Raw genomic sequence first — 24,402 nt, 5'->3', positions numbered from 1 at the left:
TTCATGGCTATTGTTTTAAGTTGTTTTTGGCGAAGTAATTTGATCACAATTAGTCATGAAGGTCGATCCCCTTTACTCATCTTTTTTTAATTCATTTCGTGGGGATTCGTCAGGCTTGGGTATATAACGCAAGGTCATCATTAAGCTAAAAGCTCATTATGAACAGACAATTCCTGACAATGTCCGACAAGCGCTGAGAGATGTCTCATAAATAATATGCTAACATTTTTTCAGTCAATTTCGCTATTCGAAATGTAATGCTTAGTAATTGATTAATAAAAAATTATTAAAGTAATAAAAGCGTTTAGTGCGATTTTTAGCGTTGATAAATTAAACATTATGGAGATTATTATGAGCACCAGTAATAAAGGATTTAGTATTGCACTGTTGTTTGGTGTGACAGCTGCTTTAAGTGGATGTGGTGAAAGCACGGATGAATTAGATGATAAATTAACCCATCAAGTAAATATGTCTTTTATAAATTCATTGGATTATATGGCTGACTTTCATGTCAAAAAAAGGAGTATTAGCACCGGCTATAGCGGTTTATTTGATAGTGATAATATCGCTTCGGGCGATGTGGAGGCCAATGCTGTGGGTAGTCGCTATAACTACAGTTATAAAGTAATTAATAATATGATTAACTTGGGGGTTAAAGACAGTATCAATGCAAATAAAGAGGAACGCATAAATACAACCTTGAGTAATAATGATGATTTATGGGTTATTGCTTGGCAATCTTCAGGTGAACGGGCTTTGTCTGTGATTGATAAAAAACAAAGCAATACTGCCGATGTATTTAATGTACGTTTATTTGCCTACGGTGAGTATGATGTTTCAATTGATGATAAAAAAGTATTAATTACAAAAAAGGGCCGTGTCACAGAGTTTTTAGCGGTTAGTAACTGCGCTAATGGCCTAAAAGTTGCCAATCAGGCTATCGATTTATGTGGGGGTAATTTTGGTGCATCGTATTTACTTGTTGTCGATAGCAATGGTAAACGTGTAATGGCTCAAGAATAACCTTAGATTAAAACTCATCTGGTTAGCGTGAAGTAATTGCTGAGATAGATGTATACCCAAGCCACCTCAAGATGCAGAATTCAGCGTTTCACAGGGGCTTAATATCAAGGCGTTACTTTGCAACAATGGCAGTCCCTTTTAAGAAGTAATAACGATGAGAGTAAGTGCCTGTGAAACGCCCAACGGGTTGGTTTTAAAGCGATTTATACTGCGTTATTGATTTTAACAATAGAACCACTATTATTTGTAATCAATGCCTTGCCTAAATCGCTTTAAATTCCAACTGAAACTCGCATCTTGAGGTGGTTTGGGTATATTATCCAAAGTTCAAGTCTCTCAAAGGCGCTACTTCTATATTTAGGATATAGCGCCATATCCACCCATAACTACCATGCACTAACCACAAATAAGTAGCCTTTGGAACGGATAGTCTTAATTTTTATTGGATTACGCGCATTGTCACCGAGCTTCTTGCGTAACTGACTAATATGATTATCAACACCACGTTCAATACCATCATAGTGATAACCTTTTATTTGTTCAACAATGTCACTACGTGAAAGAATAACTCCTGCATTTTTAGCAAGTAGTAGCAGTAGGTCATATTCGCCGTCTGTGAGCTGGATATGTTGCGTTGCTAAAGAGACTGTCCGGTTATGTGTATTAATGATTAATTGCCCAAACGTTATAGACTCTTTCGTTTGTGGCTTTATGGCGAGTGGATCTGTGGGATGTCCACGTCTTAAAAAAGCTTTAATTTTTGCCAGTAGTAAGCGAGGTTTCACCGGCTTTAGTAAATAATCGTCGGCACCAATTTCAAGCCCTACAACCTGATCAATTTCTTCTTCTCGTGCAGTAAACATCAAAATATAGCCGCTGTATGACTGCCTTACTTCGCGGCATACCGTTAAGCCATCCTTGTTCGGTAACATAACGTCAAGCAGCACCAGAGCTGGCTGCCACTGAAGAATACGGGAGACCGCATGCTCGCCATTTGATTCTATTTCAACCTGATAGCCTTCAATCGTTAAATACTCTTGAATTGACTCAGCAAGCGGTAAATCATCTTCTACCACTAAAATTTTTGTTTTCATTTATTATTCTCTATGTGGATTCTTGATGTATGCGTTTGGCTGGCCAATTTAGCATGAAACACGCACCACCTAAGCTTGATGGCTCAACACTCGCGCTTCCTTCATGCCAGCCTAAAATTTGTTTAACGATTGCAAGGCCTAGCCCGGTGCCACCGACTTGCAAATTACGACTTTGATCTTCTCGATAGAATGGTTCAAATACCTTCTCAGCATTGGATAAAGGAATACCATCACCGTTATCCGCAACACAAATCAGCCAGCCTTTCACGGTTTTTTTATAGCTCACTTGGATACGGTTTCTTCCATACGCGATGGCATTGCGCATTAAATTACTTAATGCGCGGCTCATATAAAACGTATCAATCATTGCATGGCAAATGCCTTGTTCAAGTAAGACAATGTCAATATCTGGATTGGCCTCTTGCCAACATAATAACTCTTGTTTTATCCAATGATTAAGTTCAACGGCTGCAAATGTAAGTGTCGGTATTTCACGCTCAAATCGAGCATGTGTAAGCATTTCTGACACTAATGAATTCAGTTCATTCAAAGATAATTCAATCCGCTCTAGTTGCCCAAGTTGATAGTTATTGGCTGTACTATTTCTAAGTAATTCAATATTGAATTCAATGCGTGCAATAGGAGTTCGCAATTCATGTGATACAGCATTTATCAGGGTTTTATGAGAAGAGATAAGACGTTGTATTTTTTCGGCCATGATATTAAACGTTTTGGATAAATGGTTTAGATGGCTAAAACGAATTAGCTTAGCGCGAGCATCAAATTTACCTTGTCCAAGTAATATCGCAACTTTATTGAGCGATAACATAGAGCGCCAGCCAGGAATTAACCATATTATAATTGGTATAAGCAGAAAAAAGCCGAATATAAAATAAAAGATACTTAACATGTACACCACTTTGCCCTTTAGTTGAGGGCTAAAAGGGCCAAGTATAATTACTTTATCGCTATTTTTTATGTGCTGTACGGCAATGTCAGCGGGATAGCCAATAAAATTAGAATCCGCAGTGGATATGGTCACAATAGCCCCTGTTTTCAATTGGGCTATTTGTTGCTTTGTGTAAGTTAATTCACTCAATGTCATTAGTGCAACGGGGTATGAAAAATTATCACTGAGCGAATCAATTATCGACGGCCAATTGTGCTGTGGGTGTTTCGCTAAAATATTGCTTAGTAAGTAAAAAGAGCCCATCATCCAACGTTGTGCCTCGTTGACCAGATGCTTAGGTACCGTATTAGGTTTTACAATCACTAACAGCTGCTCGTTATCTATTTTTCGATAAGCTAAATCTGCTTGCGGGTCTCCCCAAATTTTATTCTCTGCGAGCCAAGATCGCTGCTCACTTGAAAAATCATTTTGTTGATAGTCTTGTAAAGTAAGTTCAAAGCCAAAATTGGCCTGTATGGTTTGTAAGTAAGCTATTCTCTGGTGTTTAGGTATGGATTGTAATTGTTGAGCAAGAAGATCCGTAGAGCCTGAGGTTAAAAACTCTAATGCCCATTTTTCAGTTGGGTACCTCACGTTACTTTCAAAATGAGGGATCACTAATAATTGAATGCTAACTACCGAAAAAATAATGATAAAAGATAAAAATAACAGGGACCTTTTCATAGTTAGTCTGTCAATAATTTATGTACAACCACTGTATCATACCTTTACATAAAAACTACTTTTGATGGCATACAGTGAGCTTAAATTCACGTTACGGATCAAAGTAGGTTTAGTAAATAAGCTAGATGGCTGGTCGTCCTTATTTTATACACCTTTGCGCTCTTAGGTCTTTCCTAAATATCTTTTGGCTTTGCCTTCTTTTACTTTTTCAAGATCAACTAATACAAGTCCATCAATGCAGTTATTGAAATCAGGATCAACACTAAAACTTAAAAACTGTACGCCGCCAGGCTCACATAGTTCGGTGTATTGTTTAAATAAAGTGGGTACTTGGGCACCCATGTTTGCGAGCACATGCTTAAGCTCAACAAAATCTTCTTTAACATCATTACCACAAAAAAGCGTTTCGCATTGGAGTCGCTGTTGCTCTGTGAGTTTAAACTCATTATTAGGTATGGCTATTGTTTGCTTGGCACCATAGTAATGCTGATAGTAATAAACAAGCATCGCTTTAGCTTGCTCTGGGAGCGTATTTGACACACTAACAGCACCATATAGATAGCGGTACTGAGAGTAGGTATTTATGAATGCGCCTATGCCATTCCATAAATAATCGAGGCTTTTTCGTCCCCAATATTTTGGTTGTACGAAACTTCTGCCAAGCTCTATGCCAGCCTTAAAGTAGGGAGCCATTTCATCACTGTATGAAAATAAACTATCGGTGTATAAGCCTTTTTGGCCATGTTTTTCAATAATATCTTGCGCACAGGCTAAACGGTATGCGCCGACGAGTTCAAGCTGTGAGCTATCCCACAAGACTAAATGTTGATAGTCCATATCGTATTTATCAATATCACGGCGTTTTCCACTGCCTTCTCCCACAGCTCTAAAAGAGATCTCTCTTAAACGGCCAAGCTCTCTGAAAATAGGTGAGCTACCTTGATATTGATACAAGTAAATCTGCATCCCATCTTGTGTGGTACCAAGTCGCTGGCATTTCTCTATGGCCTTTTTTAGCTCTTTACGGCATTCCGAGGTTGCGATAGGCGTTTGAGTTTTAAGCGGTAAGATTTTTTTTGATGTTAATGCATAGAGTTGCTTACGAATTAAATTAACGACCTCTTTGTCTTTGAGGTTTTCAATTAAGTAGGATTCAGGAGGAATTGATGCACCAATTTCAAACTCTAATGATTTTTGACGCTGCTTAAACATTTCTTTGACAAGTAGTAGACTCGCGAGCGGTTTGTAAATCATTGACGTACCATAAAAAAGCGAACTATTTTTGGCTTTTATAAAAATAGGTAAAATAGGGCTGTTCGCTTTTTTAGCGATACGTAAAAAACCACTATTCCACTTACAGTCTTTTATACCTGTTGGACTTAAACGAGATACTTCACCTGCTGGGAAGATCAATAGCGCACCTTCACTTTTTAAATGTTGGTGAATATTACTAAGCTCTTGCTTTTTACTTGTCCCAGATAAATTATCGACGGGCAAAAGTAACGAATGCATGGGGGTTACCGACATCAACATGCGATTGGCTACGACTTTTAAATCTTGGCGAACGCTTGATAACACTTTAATTAATGCTAACGCATCTAACGAGCCAATAGGATGATTAGCGACAATAACTAATTTACCTTCACTGGGGATATTTTCAATTTGTTTCGGTTTATAGCGAGTATCGAAGTCTAATTCGTCAAGCACTTGTTCTACAAACTCAATACCTTGTAAGTGAGGGTAAGCATCACCAAAGGCTACAAACTCTTGCTCATGTAGTAAGTACCCTAAGCCTTTTTTAACTAAACTTTTAACTTTAGGTGAGTTTTCTAGTTGTGGCAGATTTGCTGCGATTACTTTATCAACACTGATCATTATTACCTCGTTTGATGTTGGCGATAAACCAATATTGAAAGAGTAAAAGCAAGCGATGACAGTTAGGTTGCAATTGTGTGACTTTTTAAAGTGCGTAAATTGAATCTCATTAGATTAAATATTGCAGCAGAGGTTATACTTATTGTACATATACTATTTATTATAGGCATTCTATGAGCGTACTTGTCGCTATTAGCGGGCGTGATTGCAGTAAAATAATGACTGCATTGGAGGCTAAGCTACCAGATGTAAAAATTTCGCAGTGGCCACATTGTGATAATTTAAATGATATTGAATTTGTTCTTGCCTGGCTTGCCCCTGAAGATATGTGGGTACAACTACCAAATTTAAAAGCTGTTTCATCATTTGGGGCAGGAATAGACAGCATCGATTTAAATGTATTACCTAAAAATGTTGTTGTTACACGTATTGTTGATGAAAACTTGGCTCATGACATGGCTGAGTATGTATTAGCCCATATTTTGGCGCATAAACTGCGCTTAAAAGAGTACATATTAAAACAGCAAGATAACCAATGGTGCCCAAAGCGAAGCTATCGCGATAAGCATGTTGTTATTTTAGGATTTGGTGAGTTAGGTCAAGCATGCGCTACACGTCTTTTAATAAATAACTTTAGTGTAAGCGCGTTTTCGCAAAGCGCAAAAAGTATGGCTGATGTTAACTGTATACATCAGCAAGCAGCATTGCCTAATTTACTCAATAAAGCAGATTACTTAGTGTGTTTATTGCCTTTAACACCACAAACAAAAGGTATTATAGACCGTAATCTTTTAGCGCATTTACCACCACATGCAGTATTAATAAATGTATCTAGGGGGCAGCATGTGGTTGAAAAAGACCTACTACATGCATTAGACCAACAGCAATTGCGCGCCGCTACCTTGGATGTATTTACACAAGAACCATTAGGTGATGAACACCCATTTTGGCAACACCCTAAAATCACACTAACACCACATTGTGCAGCGTTGTCAGATCTTGATAGTGTGACCACTCAAATTGCACAAAATGTAGAGCGTTTAAAATTAGGCCTAGATTTAAATCATCAAGTTGATAGAACAAAAGGTTATTAAAATCTAAGTAATTAACGCAAAATACATATTGTTAACACTTGTAATTTTAGCTAATCTATAACGCGTACGATTTATAATAAAAACAATAATAAGGTTTATAATGAAACAACAACAAGGTGGCGTAAAACTCAGTGTTATTGTGGTGTCTATTGTACTAATGGGAGTGTCAGCATGGTTTAACCAAGCTAATGCTGATGAACAACCTCAACAATCAACAAGCCAAGTTAAATAAAAGTAATCACTAAGCCGAGTCAATCCTTCTTACATAGTGCTCGGTTTTTACTCCCTTCCTTTTTTACAAGCTTATTAATGCATTATTGTGCAAGCGAGTTATTTCTTTGCTAATAAGTTTAGACAAAAAAATACCTCACTCAGTAAAACCAAGTAAGGCATATAAAATTATCTTGGGGGATATATTAATTAGGCGTCACATTTAATTGACCAAAGGTATAAACTTTGAACAAATAAAATGTATTAATCAACACAAGGCTCATGTTTGAGATCACACTTGACGACATTAGGTCTAAACTAAATGATAAAAACAGTAAAACGCAGGCGCTAATCGCCGCAACGCGTAATATTGTTAGTTGGTTAATAAAAAATGCCCCTAATCCTAGGGCTAACAGTATAAAGTTTAAAAGCCAATCAAGCTCGTTTAGCATGGTTTTATCGTTGTTCATGTGTTGAAAAAAGGAGCGCCATTATGGTGAGTTTTTGCGCACCTTTCAACCAAGTAAATTTATTTTTTCGGATTAGTTTTTTTAATCCATCATTAGCTTTTTGAGCGCAGCAAAAAAGCCTGCATTTTCGGTTATTCGATATTTTTGACAGCTATCAGGCTGCTTCATATTTCGACACAAGTAAAGGCTGTTTCGGGTTAGATCGGCTTGAGGCTGCAAGCTTGAATCAAAAAGTGTGGCACCGTAACCAAACATACCAGGCCAGTAAACACTTTGCGTCACTAGGCCTAACTTTTCATACGTTATTAATTGTGGCTTAGGTACACTGACAGCGATTAGTAAAATTACACCAGTAATAATAAGTTTAGCTTTCGTTTTTTTGTTGTTAGCCCCAATTGTAATTTGTTGCTCATCTACACTTTGGATTGAGCTAGGAAGCTGACTGGTCCCCTTTTTTTTTGATGCAGTTGTCGGTTTTCTTCTTTGTGGTGTTTTTCCAAGTAAGGATTGTTTTTTTTGATTGTTAGACATAAAGCAAATCTGGCCTTTTAAGCAGAGCTCTCTATAATGAGATTATAAAATGAAATAAGTTATTAGGTATATACCCAAGTATAATAACTTAAACCTAGTTCATAACCTACGGGGATCAACCATGAATACGCAGCTTTCAATCTTGATAGTGGACGATGTAGGCACTGTACGTAGCTTTTTAAATCAAACTTTAATGCATTTAGGTATTGAAAACGTTAGGGAAGCATCGACAGCAGCGCAGTGCATTAGCGCGTGTAATGCAGCGAGTTACAACATTATATTTTTAGATATCGAATTACCAGATGGCGATGGAAAAGAACTTATCGCGCAAATAAACGATATAAATCCTGAGACAAATGTGGTGATGGTTTCAGCTCATTCTACGGTAGAGAATGTAAAAGATGCGATTGATAAAGGCGCTAAAGGGTTTGTTGTAAAACCATTTACACCGAAAAAAATAGCCGCAATGTTGAAAAAGTTTTACCCTGAATTAGTCATAGCCTAATCTAAAGTCATATCAAAATTACGCATAACAAATTATCTAGTGAATTAAATAACTCTTTAGGCTGCGTTAAAAATTATTGAGTTATTTTTTCAGCGCCATAGAAAATAGATATAAAAAAACCGGCCGAAGCCGGTTTTTTATATTCTAGCAAAAATAAATTATAGCGCTTTAATCTTAGCTGCTATGCGGCTCTTATGACGAGCTGCTTTATTTTTGTGAATTAGACCTTTAGTTGCGTAACGGTCTAAAATAGGTGTTGCAACAGCGAAAGCTTGCTGTGCAGCTTCCTTGTCGCCAGCTTCAATAGCAACAAGTACTTTTTTGAAGTATGTACGCATCATTGAACGACGGCTTGCGTTGTGTTGACGGTTCTTTTCGCTAGTGATAGCGCGTTTTTTTGCAGACTTGATGTTAGCCAAGGTTTGCTCCTAACAATCTTAAAAATAAGCTTAATTTAAAGGCCGTGGAATATGCCTTTTTTAATCATGAATGTCAATAAAAAATTGACATAACAAGAAAAACTGCTCCTTAATAACGAACATCAATTTGTTGCCGCTCTAGCAGTTAATATCGCTATTGTAACAAAGCCCGTGGTCTCAGCCTAGTGCTTTCAGTAGATTTTAGGCATAATTACCTTTCTTAATTGTTTTACAGCGAGTTTAAGGTGGCAAAAGGATTATTTCGTTCTGGTATGATTGTAAGTGCAATGACAATGATATCGCGTATTTTAGGATTAGTGCGAGATGCGGTGGTAGCCAACTTATTGGGAGCCGGAGCCGCAGCCGACGTTTTTTTATTCGCTAATCGCATTCCAAATTTTTTACGACGTTTATTTGCTGAAGGCGCATTTGCTCAAGCGTTTGTGCCGGTATTATCTGAAATAAAAGAACAACAAGGTGATGATAAAGTTCGTCTTTTTGTCGCCCAAGCAGCGGGGACATTAGGGACTATTTTACTGATCGTCACCATGATTGGTGTAATCGCATCGCCAATTATTGCCGGACTTTTTGGTACTGGTTGGTTTATTGATTGGTGGCAAGGTGGCCCAGATGCTGAAAAGTTTGAATTAGCGAGCAGCTTACTAAAATTAACGTTTCCCTACTTGTTTTTTGTTAGCCTTGTTGCACTTAGCGGTGCGTTAATGAATGTTTATAACCGTTTTGCGGTTGCTGCATTTACACCTGTTTTATTGAATATTTCGATTATTACATGTGCATATTTTTTACATGATAAGTTTTCTGTCGGTGCCTATTCACTTGCCATTGGTGTGTTTGTTGGTGGGGTGGTGCAGTTGTTGTTTCAATTGCCATTTTTGTATCGAGCTAGAATGCTCAGTAAACCACGCTGGGCATGGCAGGATGAAAATGTAAAAAAAGTACGCAAGTTGATGTTGCCAGCATTATTTGGTGTATCTATTAGTCAAATTAATTTACTACTAGATACAGTAATCGCCTCTTTGTTGATGACAGGATCAATCGCTTGGTTGTATTACTCCGATAGATTAATTGAGTTTCCGTTGGGTTTATTTGGGATTGGTATCGCAACGGTTATTTTGCCTGCGTTGTCTAAATTACATAGTAGTGATAAAGGCAGCGATTTTCAGCACACCTTAGACTGGGGAGTGCGGTTTGTGATATTTTTAGGGCTGCCAGCGATGGTTGGCCTGATGATTATCAGTCCGTTGATCATTTCAGTTTTATTTGATCATGGTGCATTTAAAGATGGCAATATTGACCATGTTCAGGCTGTAAGTTTCGGTGTTATGGCTTACTCGGTCGGGCTCGTTAGTTTTATGCTAATTAAAGTGTTAGCGCCCGGTTTTTATGCTCGCCAAGATACCAAGACCCCTGTGCGTATAGGTATTATCACCTTAGTATTGAACATGGTGTTCAATATCATGCTAGCCCCTTTTATTGGTTATTTAGGGTTAGCGTTGGCAACATCAATGTCCGCTAGCTGTAATGCGTATTTACTGTACCGCCAATTAAGCAAAGAGCAGGTATATCAATTCTCTCGTTTTAGTTTAGTGTTTTTTACTAAATGCGTCATAGGAGCATTGATTATGGGGGCTGTTGTTTGGTACACCTCAACACAATTTATGTGGCAGCAATGGCACTTCACAGAGCAAGTGATTTTATTAGGTGGTTTATTGGTACTTGCTGGGTTCGTGTATTTTTTGACCTTGTTTTTGTTCGGTGTACGATTGAAAACGATAAAAAGTGTTACAACGCTTTAATGAAGTAAAAAAAACGATTTATATAACCAACTGAAACTCGCATCTTGAGGTGGTTTGGGTATAATTGATGATTCTGTAACCCAAGTGAAATTTTACTCGGTACATAACGCTTACAAAGGCATTAGTTGGCATGGAGTTAATTAGAGGTATTCACAATATTCGCACGCAGCATTACGGCTGTGTGTTGACTATTGGTAATTTCGATGGCGTGCATTTAGGGCATGCTGAAGTACTCAATGGGTTACTCAATGACGCTAAAAAATATAATTTGCCCAGCACGGTGATGTTATTTGAACCACAGCCGCAAGAGTTTTTTGCTAAAGACAATGCGCCGGCTCGATTAACACGATTACGAGACAAACTACGTTTGCTCAAGGAATTAGGTGTTGAACGCGTTATTTGCATTAGTTTTAATCAACAATTTGCCAATATGCAAGCTGAGCAATTTGTGACAGATATATTGATCAATAAGCTTGGCGTTAAAGCGTTGACCGTAGGCGATGATTTTCGCTTTGGGAAAAGACGCCAAGGTGACTTTAATTTACTGACAAAAATGGGTCAAGCGGCTCATATGGATGTAAAAAGCACCGCGAGTTTTCGCCAATTAAATGCTAGAGTAAGCAGCACTTTGATCCGCCAAGCATTAGCTGAAGGTCAGTTAGTGCAAGCTAAAGCGATGTTAGGCCATGATTATGCAATATCAGGGCGTGTTATTCATGGCTGGAAACGCGGGCGAGAGCTAGGTTTTAGGACTGCGAATATCGCATTAAAGCGTCAAGTATGCCCAGTAAATGGGGTATTTGCGGTGCAAGTAACGTTAAACGATAAAAAAGTGTATGGGGTTGCAAATATTGGCAACAAACCTACATTTAATGGAACACGCGCATTATTAGAAGTTCATTTGTTCGACTTTGCGCAAGATATTTACGGACAGTTTATGCACGTGGAGTTGATTGAAAAACTTCGCGATGAGAAAAAATTCGAGACATTAACACAATTGACGGTACAAATAGCAACTGATGTTGCTGCCGCTAAACAGTGTTTTGGTTTAAATTAGGTAGCCGATACGGAAACTAGGATTAATGAGCGACTACAAGCATACTTTGAATTTACCGGAAACGACGTTTCCAATGCGCGGCAATTTGGCACAACGTGAGCCAAAAATGCTTAAAACATGGTATGAAGAAGACCTATATGGTCAAATTCGCAACGCTAAAAAAGGTAAAAAAACCTTTATTTTGCATGACGGCCCTCCGTACGCAAACGGCGATATTCATTTAGGCCATTCAGTAAATAAAATACTAAAAGACATCATTGTTAAATCAAAAACGTTATCTGATTTTGATGCGCCTTATGTACCAGGTTGGGACTGTCATGGTTTACCAATTGAATTAATGGTAGAGAAGAAAGTTGGTAAGCCGGGTGTGAAAGTCACGGCTGCTGAGTTTCGTGAAAAATGTCGTGCTTACGCTAAAAAGCAAGTTGAAGGTCAAAAAGTTGATTTTAAACGCCTAGGTGTATTTGCTGATTGGGATAAACCGTATTTAACGATGAATTTTGATTTTGAAGCCAACGCCATCCGCGTGCTTGGTCGCATTATCGAAAAAGGTCATCTACACAAAGGTGCTAAACCTGTGCATTGGTGTACTGATTGTGGTTCAGCATTGGCTGAAGCAGAAGTTGAGTACCAAGATAAACAATCACCGGCTATTGATGTACGTTTTGAATTTGTTGATCAAGCGGGCGTTGTTAATGCCTTTGATTTAAACGAAGGGCATGAAGGCTCAGGCACTGTAAGTACGGCTATCTGGACAACAACTCCTTGGACACTGCCAGCTAACCGCGCGGTTGCAGTACATGCTGATTTAGAATATGCACTGGTACAAGTTGATGATGAAGGCGCTACGCAGCGTTTGATTTTAGGCTCAGAACTTGTAAAAGATGCAATGGATCGATATGGCTTTAATCATTACCACGTATTAGGTTATGTAAAAGGTGCAGCGCTTGAAAACTTACAGGTAGCTCATCCGTTTTATGATTTTAACGTGCCAGTCATTGTCGCAGAACATGTAACAACTGATTCAGGTACTGGTATTGTTCATACCGCACCAGGTCACGGCCAAGAAGATTTCGTGGCAGGTTTACAATACGGTTTAGAAGTTGCGAACCCAGTAGGCGCAAATGGTGTTTATTTACCTGATACCGAGTTATTTGCCGGCCAACACGTATTTAAAGCAAACGCGAGCGTTGTTGATGTACTGACTGAACGTAATGCTTTATTGCATCATCATGCATTGACGCACAGTTACCCACATTGTTGGCGCCATAAAACGCCAATAATTTTTCGTGCTACGCCGCAGTGGTTTGTCAGTATGGATCAGGCTAATTTACGTCAAGATTCATTGGCTGAGATTAAAAACACGCAGTGGCTACCTGAATGGGGCGAAAGCCGTATTGCTAACATGGTTGAAGGTCGCCCAGACTGGTGTATTTCACGTCAACGTACGTGGGGCGTACCAATCGCTTTATTTGTAGATAAAGACACTGGCGCGCTTCATCCAGATACACAAGCATTGATTGAAAAAGCAGCTCAGCTGGTTGAAAAGTCAGGTATTCAAGCATGGTATGACTTAGAACCTGCAACATTGCTTGGCGAAGCTGATGCTCAGCAATACATGAAAGTGCAAGATACACTTGATGTATGGTTTGACTCAGGTGTATCTCACGCATGTGTTGTTGATGCCCGTGAAGATTTAGTTGGCCCAGCAGATTTATACCTTGAAGGTTCAGATCAACACCGTGGTTGGTTTATGTCATCAATGATGACGTCAGTTGCTATTAATGGACATGCGCCTTATCGCCAAGTGCTTACTCATGGTTTTACCGTGGATGAGAATGGCCGTAAGATGTCAAAATCATTAGGTAATGTTATTTCACCACAAAATGTGATGAACAAACTAGGCGCAGATATTTTACGTTTATGGGTTGCCTCAACTGATTACACCGCAGAAATGACGGTATCAGATGAGATATTTAAACGTTCAGCTGATCGCTACCGTCGTATTCGTAATACTAGCCGTTATTTATTAGCCAACCTAAGTGGTTTTGATCCTAAAACTGACCAAGTTGCTATTGATGATATGGTTGAGCTTGATCGTTGGATTGTTGGTCGTGCAGCACAGTTACAAGATGAAATTTTAGCCGCGTACGATAGCTACCAAATGCTACAAGTGACGCAAAAGCTAATGAACTTCTGTACTGGTGAACTTGGCTCTTTCTATTTAGACGTAATCAAAGATCGCCAATATACAGCGAAGAGCGATAGTCATGCACGTCGTTCGTGTCAAACTGCTTTGTATCATATTGCCGAAGCAATGACGCGCTGGATGGCGCCAATCATGAGTTTTACAGCGCAAGAAATTTGGGAAGCGTTACCAGGTGAACGTGATCAATATGTATTTACATCAGTTTGGTATGATGGCTTAAAGGCTGTTAGTGAAGGTCAATTTAGTAATGATGATTGGTTAACAATTCTAACAGTACGTGATGAAGTAAACCGCGTTCTTGAAGGTGCACGTAAAGAAGAAGTTATCGGTGCAACATTACAAGCTAATGTCGCTTTATATGCAAGTACAGAACTTACAAATAAGCTATTAGCACTTGGTGATGAACTACGCTTTGTATTTTTGACCTCACAGGTAACTGTAACGGCTGTTGATGCCCAACCAGATGGCACTCAAGCAACAGAAATTGAAGGCTTGTATATTAGCGTTTCAGCGACAGATGCTAAAAAGTGTGAGCGTTGTTGGCATTACTGTGATGATGTAGGGACTGATCCAGAACACCCTGAAATTTGTGGTCGTTGCGTGAGTAACGTAAATGGCGAAGGTGAAAAGCGCCAGTTCGCATAGGAGTTTTAAGTGAGCAAACTAGCCCAAAAAAGTGGTTTAGTGTGGCTTTGGTTAAGTTTGCTACTTTTAGTAGCAGACTTTGCCAGCAAAACACTGGTTGTTAAAACCATGAATCTATATGATTCGATTGATATTTTGCCTTTTTTTAATCTAACGTATGTCCATAACTATGGCGCGGCATTTAGCTTCTTAAGTGAAGCGGGTGGTTGGCAGCGTTGGTTTTTAAGCATTATAGCTATATCAATTAGTGTATTACTTATTTGGTGGTTAAAACGTCTACCAGCCACTAATAAAGTATTGTGCGGTGCTTATTCGTTAGTATTAGCAGGAGCGATAGGTAACTTATATGACCGTATGACATATGGCTATGTAATTGACTTTCTTCATTTTTACTACCAAAACTGGGATTTTCCAGCGTTCAACATTGCCGACAGTGCAATTTGTGTAGGTGCAGCGCTACTATTATATGATGCCTTTACAGGCGAAAGTCCAAAGGAGCAAAAAGCATGAGTCAATCGGTGATTGGTGAAAACTCACAAGTGATATTTCATTTTTCGATTAAATTGTCTGATGGCTCAGCAGCTGATTCAACCAAAGTTCATAATAAGCCCGCAAAGCTTGTTATGGGCGATGGTAGCTTAACGGCAAACTTTGAAAAATGTTTATTTGGTTTGGCATCAGGTGAGAGCAAATCATTTGAACTTGAACCAGAAGATGCATTTGGGCAGCCTAACCCTGATAACATTTATTACGTTGATCGCAGTAAATTTGGCCCAGAGACACCTGCAAAAGTCGGTTCAATTATTGCTTTTACGCAACCTGATGGTACAGAGTTACCAGGGCTTGTGCGTGAAGTGCAGGGGGAGTCAGTAACAATTGACTTTAACCACCCTCTAGCGGGTCAGCGATTAACCTTTGAAGTAGAAATTTTAGAGGTAAATGGCTAATGGATATTCTTTTAGCAAATCCACGTGGTTTTTGTGCCGGTGTAGATCGAGCAATTAGTATCGTAGAGCGTGCGTTAGATATCTTTGAAAAGCCAATTTACGTTCGCCACGAAGTTGTTCATAACCGTTATGTTGTTGACGGCCTTAAAAGACGTGGTGCGGTATTTGTTGAAGAGCTAGATCAAGTGCCAGACGATAGCATTGTTATTTTTAGTGCGCATGGTGTGTCTCAAGCTGTTCGCAGCGAAGCAAAGCGCAGAGAGCTAAAAGTTTTTGATGCCACTTGCCCGCTAGTTACCAAAGTACACATGGAAGTTACGCGCGCAAGCCGTAAGGGTATTGAGTGTATTTTGATAGGTCATCATGGCCACCCTGAAGTTGAGGGAACAATGGGGCAATACGATAATGATGATGGCGGTATTTATTTAGTCGAAACGACTGATGATGTTGCTAATCTTAATGTTAAAAACCCTAACAATTTATTTTATTGCAGCCAAACGACATTATCAGTGGATGATACTGCTGATGTAATTGATGCTTTGCGCGCAAAGTATCCCGCAATTAATGGTCCACGAAAAGACGATATTTGTTATGCGACACAAAACCGTCAAGATGCTGTTCGTGACTTGGCAGATAAAGTGGACGTATTGCTCGTTGTTGGTGCAAAAAATAGTTCTAACTCAAACCGCTTACGTGAACTTGCAGATAAAATGGGCACAACCGCTTATTTAATTGATGATGCAAGTAATGTTGAAAAGCATTGGTTTGAAAAGGCAAATGCGGTGGGTGTAACAGCGGGTGCTTCAGCCCCTGAGGTTCTTGTGCAACAAGTAATAAACTGCTTAAAAGAACTTGGTGGTAAACAGGTTATTGAAAACCCGGGCGAAGAAGAGAATATTGTCTTTGCAGTACCGGTTGAATTGCGTTAAGCCTATAACAACCTTTAAAGGAGAGCCGGATGAGCAAACAATTGCAACCCAATGTTTTGCTTTTTGCGGCTCTTTTTAAAGAGCGTGGAGTACTGGCTACACTTGTTGTAGGACAAGTTATAGCGACTATTTTAGCGTTTGCTCCAGCGACGGCTGATGCTATTTGGATTCGTTTAGGGGCTATTAGCCTTTTTTTACATCTCACCTTTTTATTCAGCCTTACTTGGCTTTATCTTTTACGTAAACGGCTTCAAAGACTAAATCAAACACCTCAGTTATGTGCATTAATGGCATCTTTATTATTAACTACCGCTTTGTTTAGTCTGCTTTTTACTGAGTTTACAAATGATTATATTGCGCTGCAAAACCCCTACGAGTTTTTATTAAAAAACCTACTAATGGTATTTTTAGTTGCAGCATTGTTTATTCAATTTTTAATTATCCACTATGAAAAAGAACAGCAAACCAATGCATTAGCGAGAGCTGAACTTGATGCATTGCAGGCACGTATTCGTCCACACTTTTTATATAATAGTTTAAATACAGCAGCCGAATTGACCCATTGTGATCCATTAGCTGCAGAGCAAGCAATTCTGGCCTTAGCTGCTTTATCGCAAGCTGCGATGAAAGTCGGAAAAAGCACTTTATTAGAAGATGAAATTAATCTAACAAAACAGTACATAGCTTTGGAAACTTGGCGGTTTTCAGAGCGCTTACAAGTAAATTGGCATATCCCTCAGCAGTTACCTGCGCTGAAAATACCATGTTTAACATTGCAACCTTTGATTGAAAATGCCGTGTGCCATGGAGTTGAACCTTCAGTAACAGGGGCTGTAATAAATATAGAGTTGTTGCTTAGCACTCAATCGTTGACTATTTTGGTATCAAACCCTATTTTTGAAGGTGTGAATAAACGTCCTGGGAATGGTATGGCGCTGGAGAACATTCGTCAACGGTTAGACATTTATTATCAAGGGAAAGGAAAGTTGGTAGTTACAACACGCAATGACACTTTTCGAGTGAAACTCGTTTTGCCTAGGCATGTATTAGACTTAAAGGATTTCCCATGAAAGTATTAATCGTTGATGATGAAGCATTGGCTCGCTCACGTCTAAAGCGCTTACTTGCTATATACCCCGATTTAAGCAGTCACCGAGAAGCAAGTAACGGTACGCAAGCATTAGAATTGATGCAGTCATGGGTTGCTGACTTAGTTTTTTTGGATGTCGATATGCCCGGATTTAATGGTTTAGAAGTTGCAAACGAGCTTAACCTACTCGCTGTACCGCCAGCGATAGTATTTGTGACGGCTCATCCTGAACATGCACTTGAGGCATTACAGCTATCAGCTGCAGGATATCTTGTGAAACCAGTGACTGAGCAAAATTTAGCGAAAACGCTAGAGCAAATAGGACGAGTAACTCGAGCTCATATACAAAAGAAAAAAACAGCGACAATAAGTTACCAGTTAGCGGGGGTTAGTCGAGTAATAGCGTTGGAAAAAGTTTATTACATTACTTCTGAAGAAAAATATACACGGATTATTTTTGATGACGGGGAGGCAATCATCGAGCAAAGCTTGAAGCAGTTAGTATCAGACTTTCCCGTGGAACTTTTACAGATCCACCGCAAGATATTGATTAATCGATCGCAGTTTCATGCATTGAAAAAAGCTGAAGATGGTAGCCATGTAGTGGAGCTTAAAAATTGCACTCATTTACTACCCGTAAGTCGGCGAGCTTACAAAGTGGTAAAAGAGCAACTTTAGGTTACTCATTGCAAATAGCGTTAACCGTTTATCAACAAAAATAACCTTTCATCCTAACCCTTCTTGTATTCCCTCCTTGTTAGATTATTCTTATCGTACGATATTTTTTATTAGGCATACTTATGGGCTCAGCACACCCTTCATCTTTACGAGGGTTTACACTTATTGAAGTATTAATTGCTTTCGTAATCTTAAGCTTTGGTTTACTTGGTGCTGTAGCATTACAAGCGACGGCTAAAAAAGCGAGTTTTGATTCAATGCAACGTGCCGCTGCTGTGGCATTAGGAAACGATATTATTCAACGTATGCGCGCAAACGATAGTGCCGGTTTTGCTGGGCGTTATAATGGGACATTTACAAGTGATACGGCGTTAAATCAGCAGCGACATTGTTATACAAATACATGCACAGCAGCGCAAATTGCTGCACTTGACCGTCAACAATGGATCAGAGCGATTCAAGCTAGAGAAAATACTGGAACATTAGATGACGCAACCGTTTGTATTAATAATACAGCCGGCGTTGGCGGCAAGGCAAATGCATTTTCATTACAAGTAGTTATCAGTTGGCAAGGGCGAGAGGCACTCAGTGCGGTTAAAGCACCAGACGATATCGTCTGTGGTGATGCTAATAAAAAACGCCGTATTGTTGTACTTGAAAGTTATATGTATTTAAGGACCACGTAAATGAGACAGACAGGTTTTACCTTAGTAGAGATGATGGTTTCGCTGTTTATTGGCGGCTTAGTGTTAGGTGGAGTAATGTTTACTTACATTAGCATGAAGGTAACCACTCGCGACACTATGACCATAGGCGAACTTCAGGAAACAGGGCGTTTAGCGCTCAATATTATGCAGCGCGATATTGAGCAAGTTGGCTTTTGGGGAACTTATTATGAGAACTCTTTTACTGATGTAAATACACAAACGCTCCCAAACCCAGGAGGTGATTGTTCTGAAGGTCCTAATAATGGCAGTTTTCCAAACTATGTAGATAATAGTAATTTTCGTTCTATTTATGCCATAGAGTCTACAGGGGGCGAGCAGCTAAATTGCGCCCCGAATACGAGAACAGATAGCGATATTTTACAAGTTAAGTTTTTAGAGGGCTTACAAATAGAGCCAGGTAATACGACAGCAAATCATTATTATTTTATAGCAGAGCAAGAGCAAGCAAAGTTTAACAGGGGGGTTGTTAATGCAGGAGATATTAATGGTAATGCCACTATTTGGCGGTATCGTCATCATGTCTACTATGTTGGAGAGACAACGTTTCAATTAAATAACCAGTCAGTAACTGTACCCGCTTTACGGCGACAAAGGTTGACCCCAGGTGGAGGGATGGTCAATGAAACTATTATGGAAGGAGTTGAGAATATTCGCTTTCTATTTGGTTTAGATACAAATAACGACCAACGCGTTGATAGTTACCGCAGTGTTGAAAATATGACAAGTACTGACTGGGAAAATCGTCGAGCAATACTCACGGTTCAAGTCTTTGTGTTAGTACGTGCATTACAACAAGATAATGATCTCAAACAGACCAACCAAACTTACACATTAGGCGAAGATGCAAATCAAAGGGTTTTAGTGTTCGATGATAGATTTCGCCGCGCTCTTTTTACAACGACTATTCGTTTAAATAACATAGGAGCTAATTTATGGCGAATTTAACATCACACTCAAAACAGCAAGGTGTAGTGCTAGTGATTGCTTTAATAATGGTTGTTGCGGTAACAGGTATAGCAGTTGCCTTAATGAGTAGCAGCAGTATTGATATTAAAATTACAAATGCTGCTTTTGAGCGCGAAGAGGCTGAAAACGTTTTAATTGGTACTGTGCAAAGGGTTATTGCAAATGAATCAGCACGAAAGGGTGCAAATAGGTTCTTGTTTACTAAGGTACAGATCCCAGAAGGTGGCATGGCGCTAGATAGGATTGGAAACACCACTAGCTCAATGATTAATTTAAATAATGGGCCACTTGACTTACCTTGCCCGCGTAAATTTGATTTTACTGAGGGTATGGCATGCAATATGGTACAAGTGAGTACAACTATTAATTATGGCACAAAAAGTAAGCATACACTTACCGTTGTCTCTGGGATTGCCCAAGAAATGGCAAGTTTAAACACTGGTGGCTAAGCGAGGAATACGATGAAACTTAAGTTGTTATTTATAAAAACTATGCTAGCTACTGTCACTTTTTTTAGTGTCCAAAGTTATGCTGAAGATATTGAACTATATGTGAACCATGATGTAGAGATTACTGAAAACCCTCGTGTATTATTAGTATTTGATACATCGGGTAGTATGGCTTTTTCTACGAGTACAGGGCGCAGTTGTGGTTATAATCGTGGCTATATTTTATGCAGCGATAGTCGTTTAGGTGTTGCTAGAGATGCTATGACTCAACTTGTCAATGACAATGAAGATATAGATTTTGGGTTGATGCGTTTTAATGGCAGCTCAGGCGGGTATGTTTTAGCTAAAATGGGCTCAAATAGAACCACGCTCATTAACCAAATAAACCGGTTACCGGCTGATGGTGCAACGCCTTTGAGCGAAACCTTATGGGAAGCTTATCTTTATATATCAGGCAAACAGGTTGAGTACGGTAGAAATACAAGAAATAGGGACTACTCTGCTGAATCTGGGAGTTATTATATTTCACCATTTAAACCAGCTGCAGGTAAACCGCCACGCTGTGATAACTCTGTTAGTATCATTATGATGACCGATGGTGATCCATCAAATGACTCAGGTAAAAATACCGATATAAGGAACCTTTATAAAAGCCATTTTAAAACATACCCTCAAACAGTAAGTAATAACTATTTACCCGCATTAGCTAAGTCAATACATGGGATTGATAATGGCGAAGCCGATGAAAATGTTGTTATTGATTTATACCCAAGCACACCTAAAGTACATGACTTAGGGCGGGTTTATACAGTTGGCTTTGGGTCTGGTATGAGCGCAAGTGGTAAAGCATTATTAGAAAAAACTGCTGAGCTTGGTGGTGGTCAATATAAACATGCGGATACGGCAGAGCAACTATCTGATGCATTTAAAAAATTCATTACAAATATAAGAGCGGTAAACGATACATTTACTTCTCCAGCAGTGGCTAGTAATAATGTTGATCAAACACGTAGTCGGGATTCGATATATTATGCAATGTTTTACCCTGAAAAGGGAGCTCGTTGGCGCGGTAATTTAAAAAAGTTAAAAGTATCAGGCTCTAAAATCCTTGATTCATCAGATAAAGAAGCACTCAATGCGGAAGGTCTTATAAAAAAGGATGCGCGAACTTTTTGGTTACCAAGTAATGTTCCCGCTGATGGTAATTCAGTGCAAAGTGGGGGGGTTAATCTAATGCTGACAACCCTAGCCACAGGTGGCCGAAAATTACTTACTGATGCAGGGTCTGCTGGGTTAATCGCATTCACAAAAGATAAAGTGTCTAATGCATACGGAAATGACAATAAGGCCGCGGCAGCATTTGGTGTAAGTACCTCTGAGTTACAAAAAACTATTGACTGGGCGCGAGGTATCGATGTTGATAATGAAGATGGAGATAGTTCAAGTACTGATCAAAGAGATGATATTTTTGGCGACCCACTACACTCAAAACCAGTAACGATTGATTATGGCAATGATGATGTACGTATTTTGATTGGAACAAATGCTGGCTTTTTACATATGTTTCAAGATAAAGCGAGTGAAGCAGGGGATACGATTAGTGAAAGCTGGGCATTTATTCCCAGCAGCTTATATAAAATTATTGACCCAATACGCAAAAATCAACCAAGCGTAAAGAAATACGGTATTGATGGACCCATCACTGTATTTTTTAATGATGCAGACCGTGATGGGGTTGTCAATGGAAGTGATAAAGTATGGGCTTTCTTTGGAATGCGCCGTGGTGGGACAAACTATTATGCGCTTGATATCACAAACCCAGATTCGCCTAAGCTTATGTGGGGAGGCCCTATCCAGGGCGGAACAGGCAGCTTTACAGAGCTTGCTCAATCATGGTCAGCACCTATTGTGTCGTATATTAAAGGTCACAAAGGAAAGCCTGTGCTTATTTTTGGAGCCGGCTATGATATTAATAAAGACAATGTCTCTTTAAGTAATGATAGTAAGGGTCGTGGAATTTATATTATTGATGCGGAAACAGGGGCGCTTATATGGGAATTAAGCCCAAGTACTGGGTTTAAAGGTAAGCACAGTATCGCAGCTGATGTAACGACACTAGATTCTGATTACGATGGTTATATCGATCGTGTTTATGCTACGGATACAGCCGGAAGTATTTGGCGTATTGATATGCCGAGCGATAGCCCAACGGATAGCAAAAACCCGTGGACACACTTTGAACTTGCTAAATTAGGTGGAACATCATCTGGCGATAGACGTTTTTTCTACAAGCCAATGGTTGCGCGCACTATGTTTAGTAAAGTAACTAACACAACCATAAATGGTTCAACAATTGTCACGCGTTTAGACACTCCATTTGATGCCGTTTTAGTTGGTAGTGGTAACAGATCGAAACCAACAGGTACATTAACACAAGATCAGCTTTATATGATTCGCGATACCAATACAGTAACTCAATCATTCAAAGATACAGACGTTCCAGAACTTATCACGACCGCAAAGCTCATGAATATGAATTCAGATCCATTTGGTAACGCACTCAATGATATTGATGCATTTACCAAGAAAGAAATTGAACTGAGCAAATTTAGTGGTTGGTATTATGATTTGCCAGGAGCCGGTGAGAAATCATTAGCAGCAGCAACGGTTATAGGTGGAGTTGCTTATTTTACTAGTTTTACGCCAGCATCTGCGACTGAGACAGTAAATCAATGTTCATTAAGTGGAGGCAAAGGATCGTTATATGCCTTCCACCTACATTATGGAACGAAAGTATATGAGCAACTTAGCTTTGTGACTAGTAACGATGTACCTGACACACCGCAGCTTTATTTTGGTGAAATAGAGAATTGTCCTGATGTAGACCTTGATGGATTTTGTGATGAAAAGCAGTCTTGTACCGATTCAGACTCTGATGGTACGTGTGATGATGGAACTCCTCCTGATGGAGATCCATCATGTAAAGATTTTGATCTTGATGGCTTCTGTGATTACGGGGGGGAGATCAAAGAAACAGTAAGCCAATTCTTATTAATAGGGCCTGGGATTAAAGTAAGTGAAAATAGCGGGGATAAAGATAATCCGTTTGTTCCTGAAAAGGTATCAGGCCCGGGTATAACTATTGATGAGAATGGTAAGATAAAACTGGTAAGTGATGCAGTTCCTATTGGGTTTGGTTTTGAAACTCAACAAACGTATATTTATAAGCGGGAAGTCAATGATAATGAAAAATAGAAGAAAATTAGCGGGATTTACCTTGATAGAGCTTATGATCACCGTTGCTATATTGGGTATTATTGCTTCAGTTGCTTTACCTAGTTATTTTGAGCATGTAAAACGTACTGCTCGGACTGAAGCTGTGACGGCTTTGCTAGATGCTGCAAATAGGCAAGAGCAATTCTTTGTTGATAACCGCCAATACACAGACACATTAACTGATATTGGTGTGACTACACCTACGGAGCACGGCTTTTATAAAATTACGGTTGAAAGAGATAATGCCGCCGGTACGTTTAGCTTTACGGCCACGCCAGTAGCAGGGCCTACACTTAAAGATGATGAGTGCAAAACACTAACAATTGATGACACAGGTTTAAAAACATCAACGGGCAGTGCTGACCATTCACGATGCTGGGGTAAGTAACCAGAACTCGTGATGTTAGCTCCATCCCTAATAAGTAAATTCAACACTAACAGTGTTGAATTTACTTATTATATATCCGTGCGTGGCACGTGAGATTTGGTTAAATTACTGTAACTACTCAGCACTAAACCTTGCTTATTGAAAACGATCAAAAATAAAGAAGGGATCGACTTGCTTGATCATTTCAACGCGTTATTCTGTTGCTTTCCTTTGATTATGATGTGAATAAATGAAAGTAAGTCGGATCGATATCGAGTCGAATATCGACAATATTAAAGCACAAATTGAAGCAGATAAAACGTTATCGACGTCAATGCGTGCTGCGATCGATTTACTGCTACTTATTGTTACGTTACTTTCTCAGCGTCT

General features: G+C 39.3%; 23 protein-coding genes. 17 read left to right on the top strand and 6 right to left on the bottom strand.

Annotation, left to right across the window (positions count from 1 at the left end; all coding sequences use genetic code 11):
* The first annotated feature begins 351 nt into the window (after positions 1-351).
* Positions 352-1,023 carry a hypothetical protein gene (locus HH219_RS20720; RefSeq protein WP_054205126.1) on the top strand — a complete coding sequence of 224 codons (672 nt, stop codon included), beginning with the start codon at positions 352-354 and terminating at the stop codon, positions 1,021-1,023.
* A gap of 386 nt (positions 1,024-1,409) precedes the next feature.
* Here the strand turns inward: HH219_RS20720 and HH219_RS20715 are convergent, their stop codons facing one another.
* The 3 genes from HH219_RS20715 to HH219_RS20705 form a co-directional block, all read right to left on the bottom strand.
* Positions 1,410-2,117: a response regulator transcription factor gene (locus tag HH219_RS20715; protein ID WP_169328503.1), complete on the bottom strand. Its 708-nt coding sequence runs from the start codon at positions 2,115-2,117 to the stop codon at positions 1,410-1,412.
* A 10-nt stretch (positions 2,118-2,127) separates the two neighbouring features.
* Positions 2,128-3,750, bottom strand: coding sequence for an ATP-binding protein (locus HH219_RS20710; protein WP_169328502.1), 1,623 nt, complete (start codon positions 3,748-3,750; stop codon positions 2,128-2,130).
* 162 nt (positions 3,751-3,912) lie between these two features.
* Positions 3,913-5,625, bottom strand: coding sequence for a lysophospholipid acyltransferase family protein (locus HH219_RS20705; RefSeq protein WP_054205129.1), 1,713 nt, complete (start codon positions 5,623-5,625; stop codon positions 3,913-3,915).
* Between the two features lie 173 nt (positions 5,626-5,798).
* Between HH219_RS20705 and HH219_RS20700 the strand changes: the two genes are divergently transcribed.
* Together HH219_RS20700 and HH219_RS22340 are read left to right on the top strand one after the other, a co-directional pair.
* A complete protein-coding gene (locus tag HH219_RS20700; protein WP_054205130.1) occupies positions 5,799-6,719 on the top strand; it encodes a glyoxylate/hydroxypyruvate reductase A in 921 nt (306 codons plus the stop codon).
* A 100-nt stretch (positions 6,720-6,819) separates the two neighbouring features.
* A complete protein-coding gene (locus HH219_RS22340; protein WP_269432715.1) occupies positions 6,820-6,951 on the top strand; it encodes a hypothetical protein in 132 nt (43 codons plus the stop codon).
* Positions 6,952-7,135: 184 nt separating this feature from the next.
* Here the strand turns inward: HH219_RS22340 and HH219_RS22170 are convergent, their stop codons facing one another.
* Together HH219_RS22170 and HH219_RS20690 are read right to left on the bottom strand one after the other, a co-directional pair.
* Positions 7,136-7,381: a hypothetical protein gene (locus tag HH219_RS22170; protein WP_054205204.1), complete on the bottom strand. Its 246-nt coding sequence runs from the start codon at positions 7,379-7,381 to the stop codon at positions 7,136-7,138.
* A 99-nt stretch (positions 7,382-7,480) separates the two neighbouring features.
* Positions 7,481-7,930 carry a hypothetical protein gene (locus HH219_RS20690; protein WP_054205131.1) on the bottom strand — a complete coding sequence of 150 codons (450 nt, stop codon included), beginning with the start codon at positions 7,928-7,930 and terminating at the stop codon, positions 7,481-7,483.
* Between the two features lie 121 nt (positions 7,931-8,051).
* Between HH219_RS20690 and HH219_RS20685 the strand changes: the two genes are divergently transcribed.
* Positions 8,052-8,435 (top strand): response regulator, encoded by a 384-nt coding sequence (locus HH219_RS20685; RefSeq protein ID WP_054205132.1) that lies wholly within the window; start codon positions 8,052-8,054, stop codon positions 8,433-8,435.
* 158 nt (positions 8,436-8,593) lie between these two features.
* Here HH219_RS20685 and rpsT read toward each other — a convergent pair whose 3' ends face one another.
* Entirely contained in the window at positions 8,594-8,854 is a 261-nt protein-coding gene (gene rpsT, locus HH219_RS20680; protein ID WP_054205133.1) for a 30S ribosomal protein S20, read from the bottom strand.
* A gap of 245 nt (positions 8,855-9,099) precedes the next feature.
* Between rpsT and murJ the strand changes: the two genes are divergently transcribed.
* The 13 genes from murJ (at position 9,100) to HH219_RS20615 (ending at position 24,033) form a co-directional block, all read left to right on the top strand.
* Positions 9,100-10,671 (top strand): murein biosynthesis integral membrane protein MurJ, encoded by a 1,572-nt coding sequence (gene murJ / locus HH219_RS20675; protein WP_349251632.1) that lies wholly within the window; start codon positions 9,100-9,102, stop codon positions 10,669-10,671.
* A 130-nt stretch (positions 10,672-10,801) separates the two neighbouring features.
* Positions 10,802-11,728, top strand: coding sequence for a bifunctional riboflavin kinase/FAD synthetase (ribF, locus tag HH219_RS20670; RefSeq protein ID WP_054205134.1), 927 nt, complete (start codon positions 10,802-10,804; stop codon positions 11,726-11,728).
* A gap of 25 nt (positions 11,729-11,753) precedes the next feature.
* Positions 11,754-14,582, top strand: a complete 2,829-nt coding sequence (ileS, locus tag HH219_RS20665; protein WP_054453312.1) for an isoleucine--tRNA ligase — start codon at positions 11,754-11,756, stop codon at positions 14,580-14,582.
* A gap of 9 nt (positions 14,583-14,591) precedes the next feature.
* Positions 14,592-15,092, top strand: a complete 501-nt coding sequence (lspA, locus tag HH219_RS20660; protein WP_054205136.1) for a signal peptidase II — start codon at positions 14,592-14,594, stop codon at positions 15,090-15,092.
* The gene (fkpB, locus tag HH219_RS20655) at positions 15,089-15,529 is read left to right on the top strand and encodes an FKBP-type peptidyl-prolyl cis-trans isomerase (RefSeq protein ID WP_054205137.1); all 441 of its coding nucleotides are present in this window, start codon (positions 15,089-15,091) and stop codon (positions 15,527-15,529) included. Before lspA ends, fkpB begins: the two co-directional genes overlap by 4 nt.
* A complete protein-coding gene (gene ispH / locus HH219_RS20650) occupies positions 15,529-16,458 on the top strand; it encodes a 4-hydroxy-3-methylbut-2-enyl diphosphate reductase (RefSeq protein ID WP_054205138.1) in 930 nt (309 codons plus the stop codon). The genes fkpB and ispH overlap by 1 nt, the downstream gene beginning before the upstream one ends.
* Positions 16,459-16,487: 29 nt before the next feature.
* Entirely contained in the window at positions 16,488-17,528 is a 1,041-nt protein-coding gene (locus tag HH219_RS20645) for a histidine kinase (RefSeq protein ID WP_169328501.1), read from the top strand.
* Positions 17,525-18,226: a LytTR family DNA-binding domain-containing protein gene (locus HH219_RS20640; RefSeq protein ID WP_169328500.1), complete on the top strand. Its 702-nt coding sequence runs from the start codon at positions 17,525-17,527 to the stop codon at positions 18,224-18,226. The genes HH219_RS20645 and HH219_RS20640 overlap by 4 nt, the downstream gene beginning before the upstream one ends.
* A gap of 122 nt (positions 18,227-18,348) precedes the next feature.
* Positions 18,349-18,912 (top strand): type IV pilus modification protein PilV, encoded by a 564-nt coding sequence (pilV, locus tag HH219_RS20635; RefSeq protein WP_169328499.1) that lies wholly within the window; start codon positions 18,349-18,351, stop codon positions 18,910-18,912.
* Complete coding sequence (locus HH219_RS20630) at positions 18,913-19,899, top strand: PilW family protein (RefSeq protein WP_169328498.1); 987 nt, start codon at positions 18,913-18,915, stop codon at positions 19,897-19,899.
* Positions 19,887-20,369, top strand: a complete 483-nt coding sequence (locus HH219_RS20625) for a pilus assembly protein PilX (protein ID WP_169328497.1) — start codon at positions 19,887-19,889, stop codon at positions 20,367-20,369. Before HH219_RS20630 ends, HH219_RS20625 begins: the two co-directional genes overlap by 13 nt.
* A gap of 12 nt (positions 20,370-20,381) precedes the next feature.
* Positions 20,382-23,624, top strand: coding sequence for a PilC/PilY family type IV pilus protein (locus tag HH219_RS20620; protein ID WP_169328496.1), 3,243 nt, complete (start codon positions 20,382-20,384; stop codon positions 23,622-23,624).
* The gene (locus tag HH219_RS20615; RefSeq protein ID WP_169328495.1) at positions 23,614-24,033 is read left to right on the top strand and encodes a type IV pilin protein; all 420 of its coding nucleotides are present in this window, start codon (positions 23,614-23,616) and stop codon (positions 24,031-24,033) included. Before HH219_RS20620 ends, HH219_RS20615 begins: the two co-directional genes overlap by 11 nt.
* Positions 24,034-24,402: the final 369 nt, after the last annotated feature.

It is taken from the genome of Pseudoalteromonas sp. NEC-BIFX-2020_015 (assembly GCF_012952265.1).
Classification (GTDB): Bacteria; Pseudomonadota; Gammaproteobacteria; order Enterobacterales; family Alteromonadaceae; genus Pseudoalteromonas; species Pseudoalteromonas neustonica.
The sequence above is the reverse complement of the archived record's forward strand: the minus strand, read 5'-3'. Positions and strand labels throughout refer to the sequence as shown.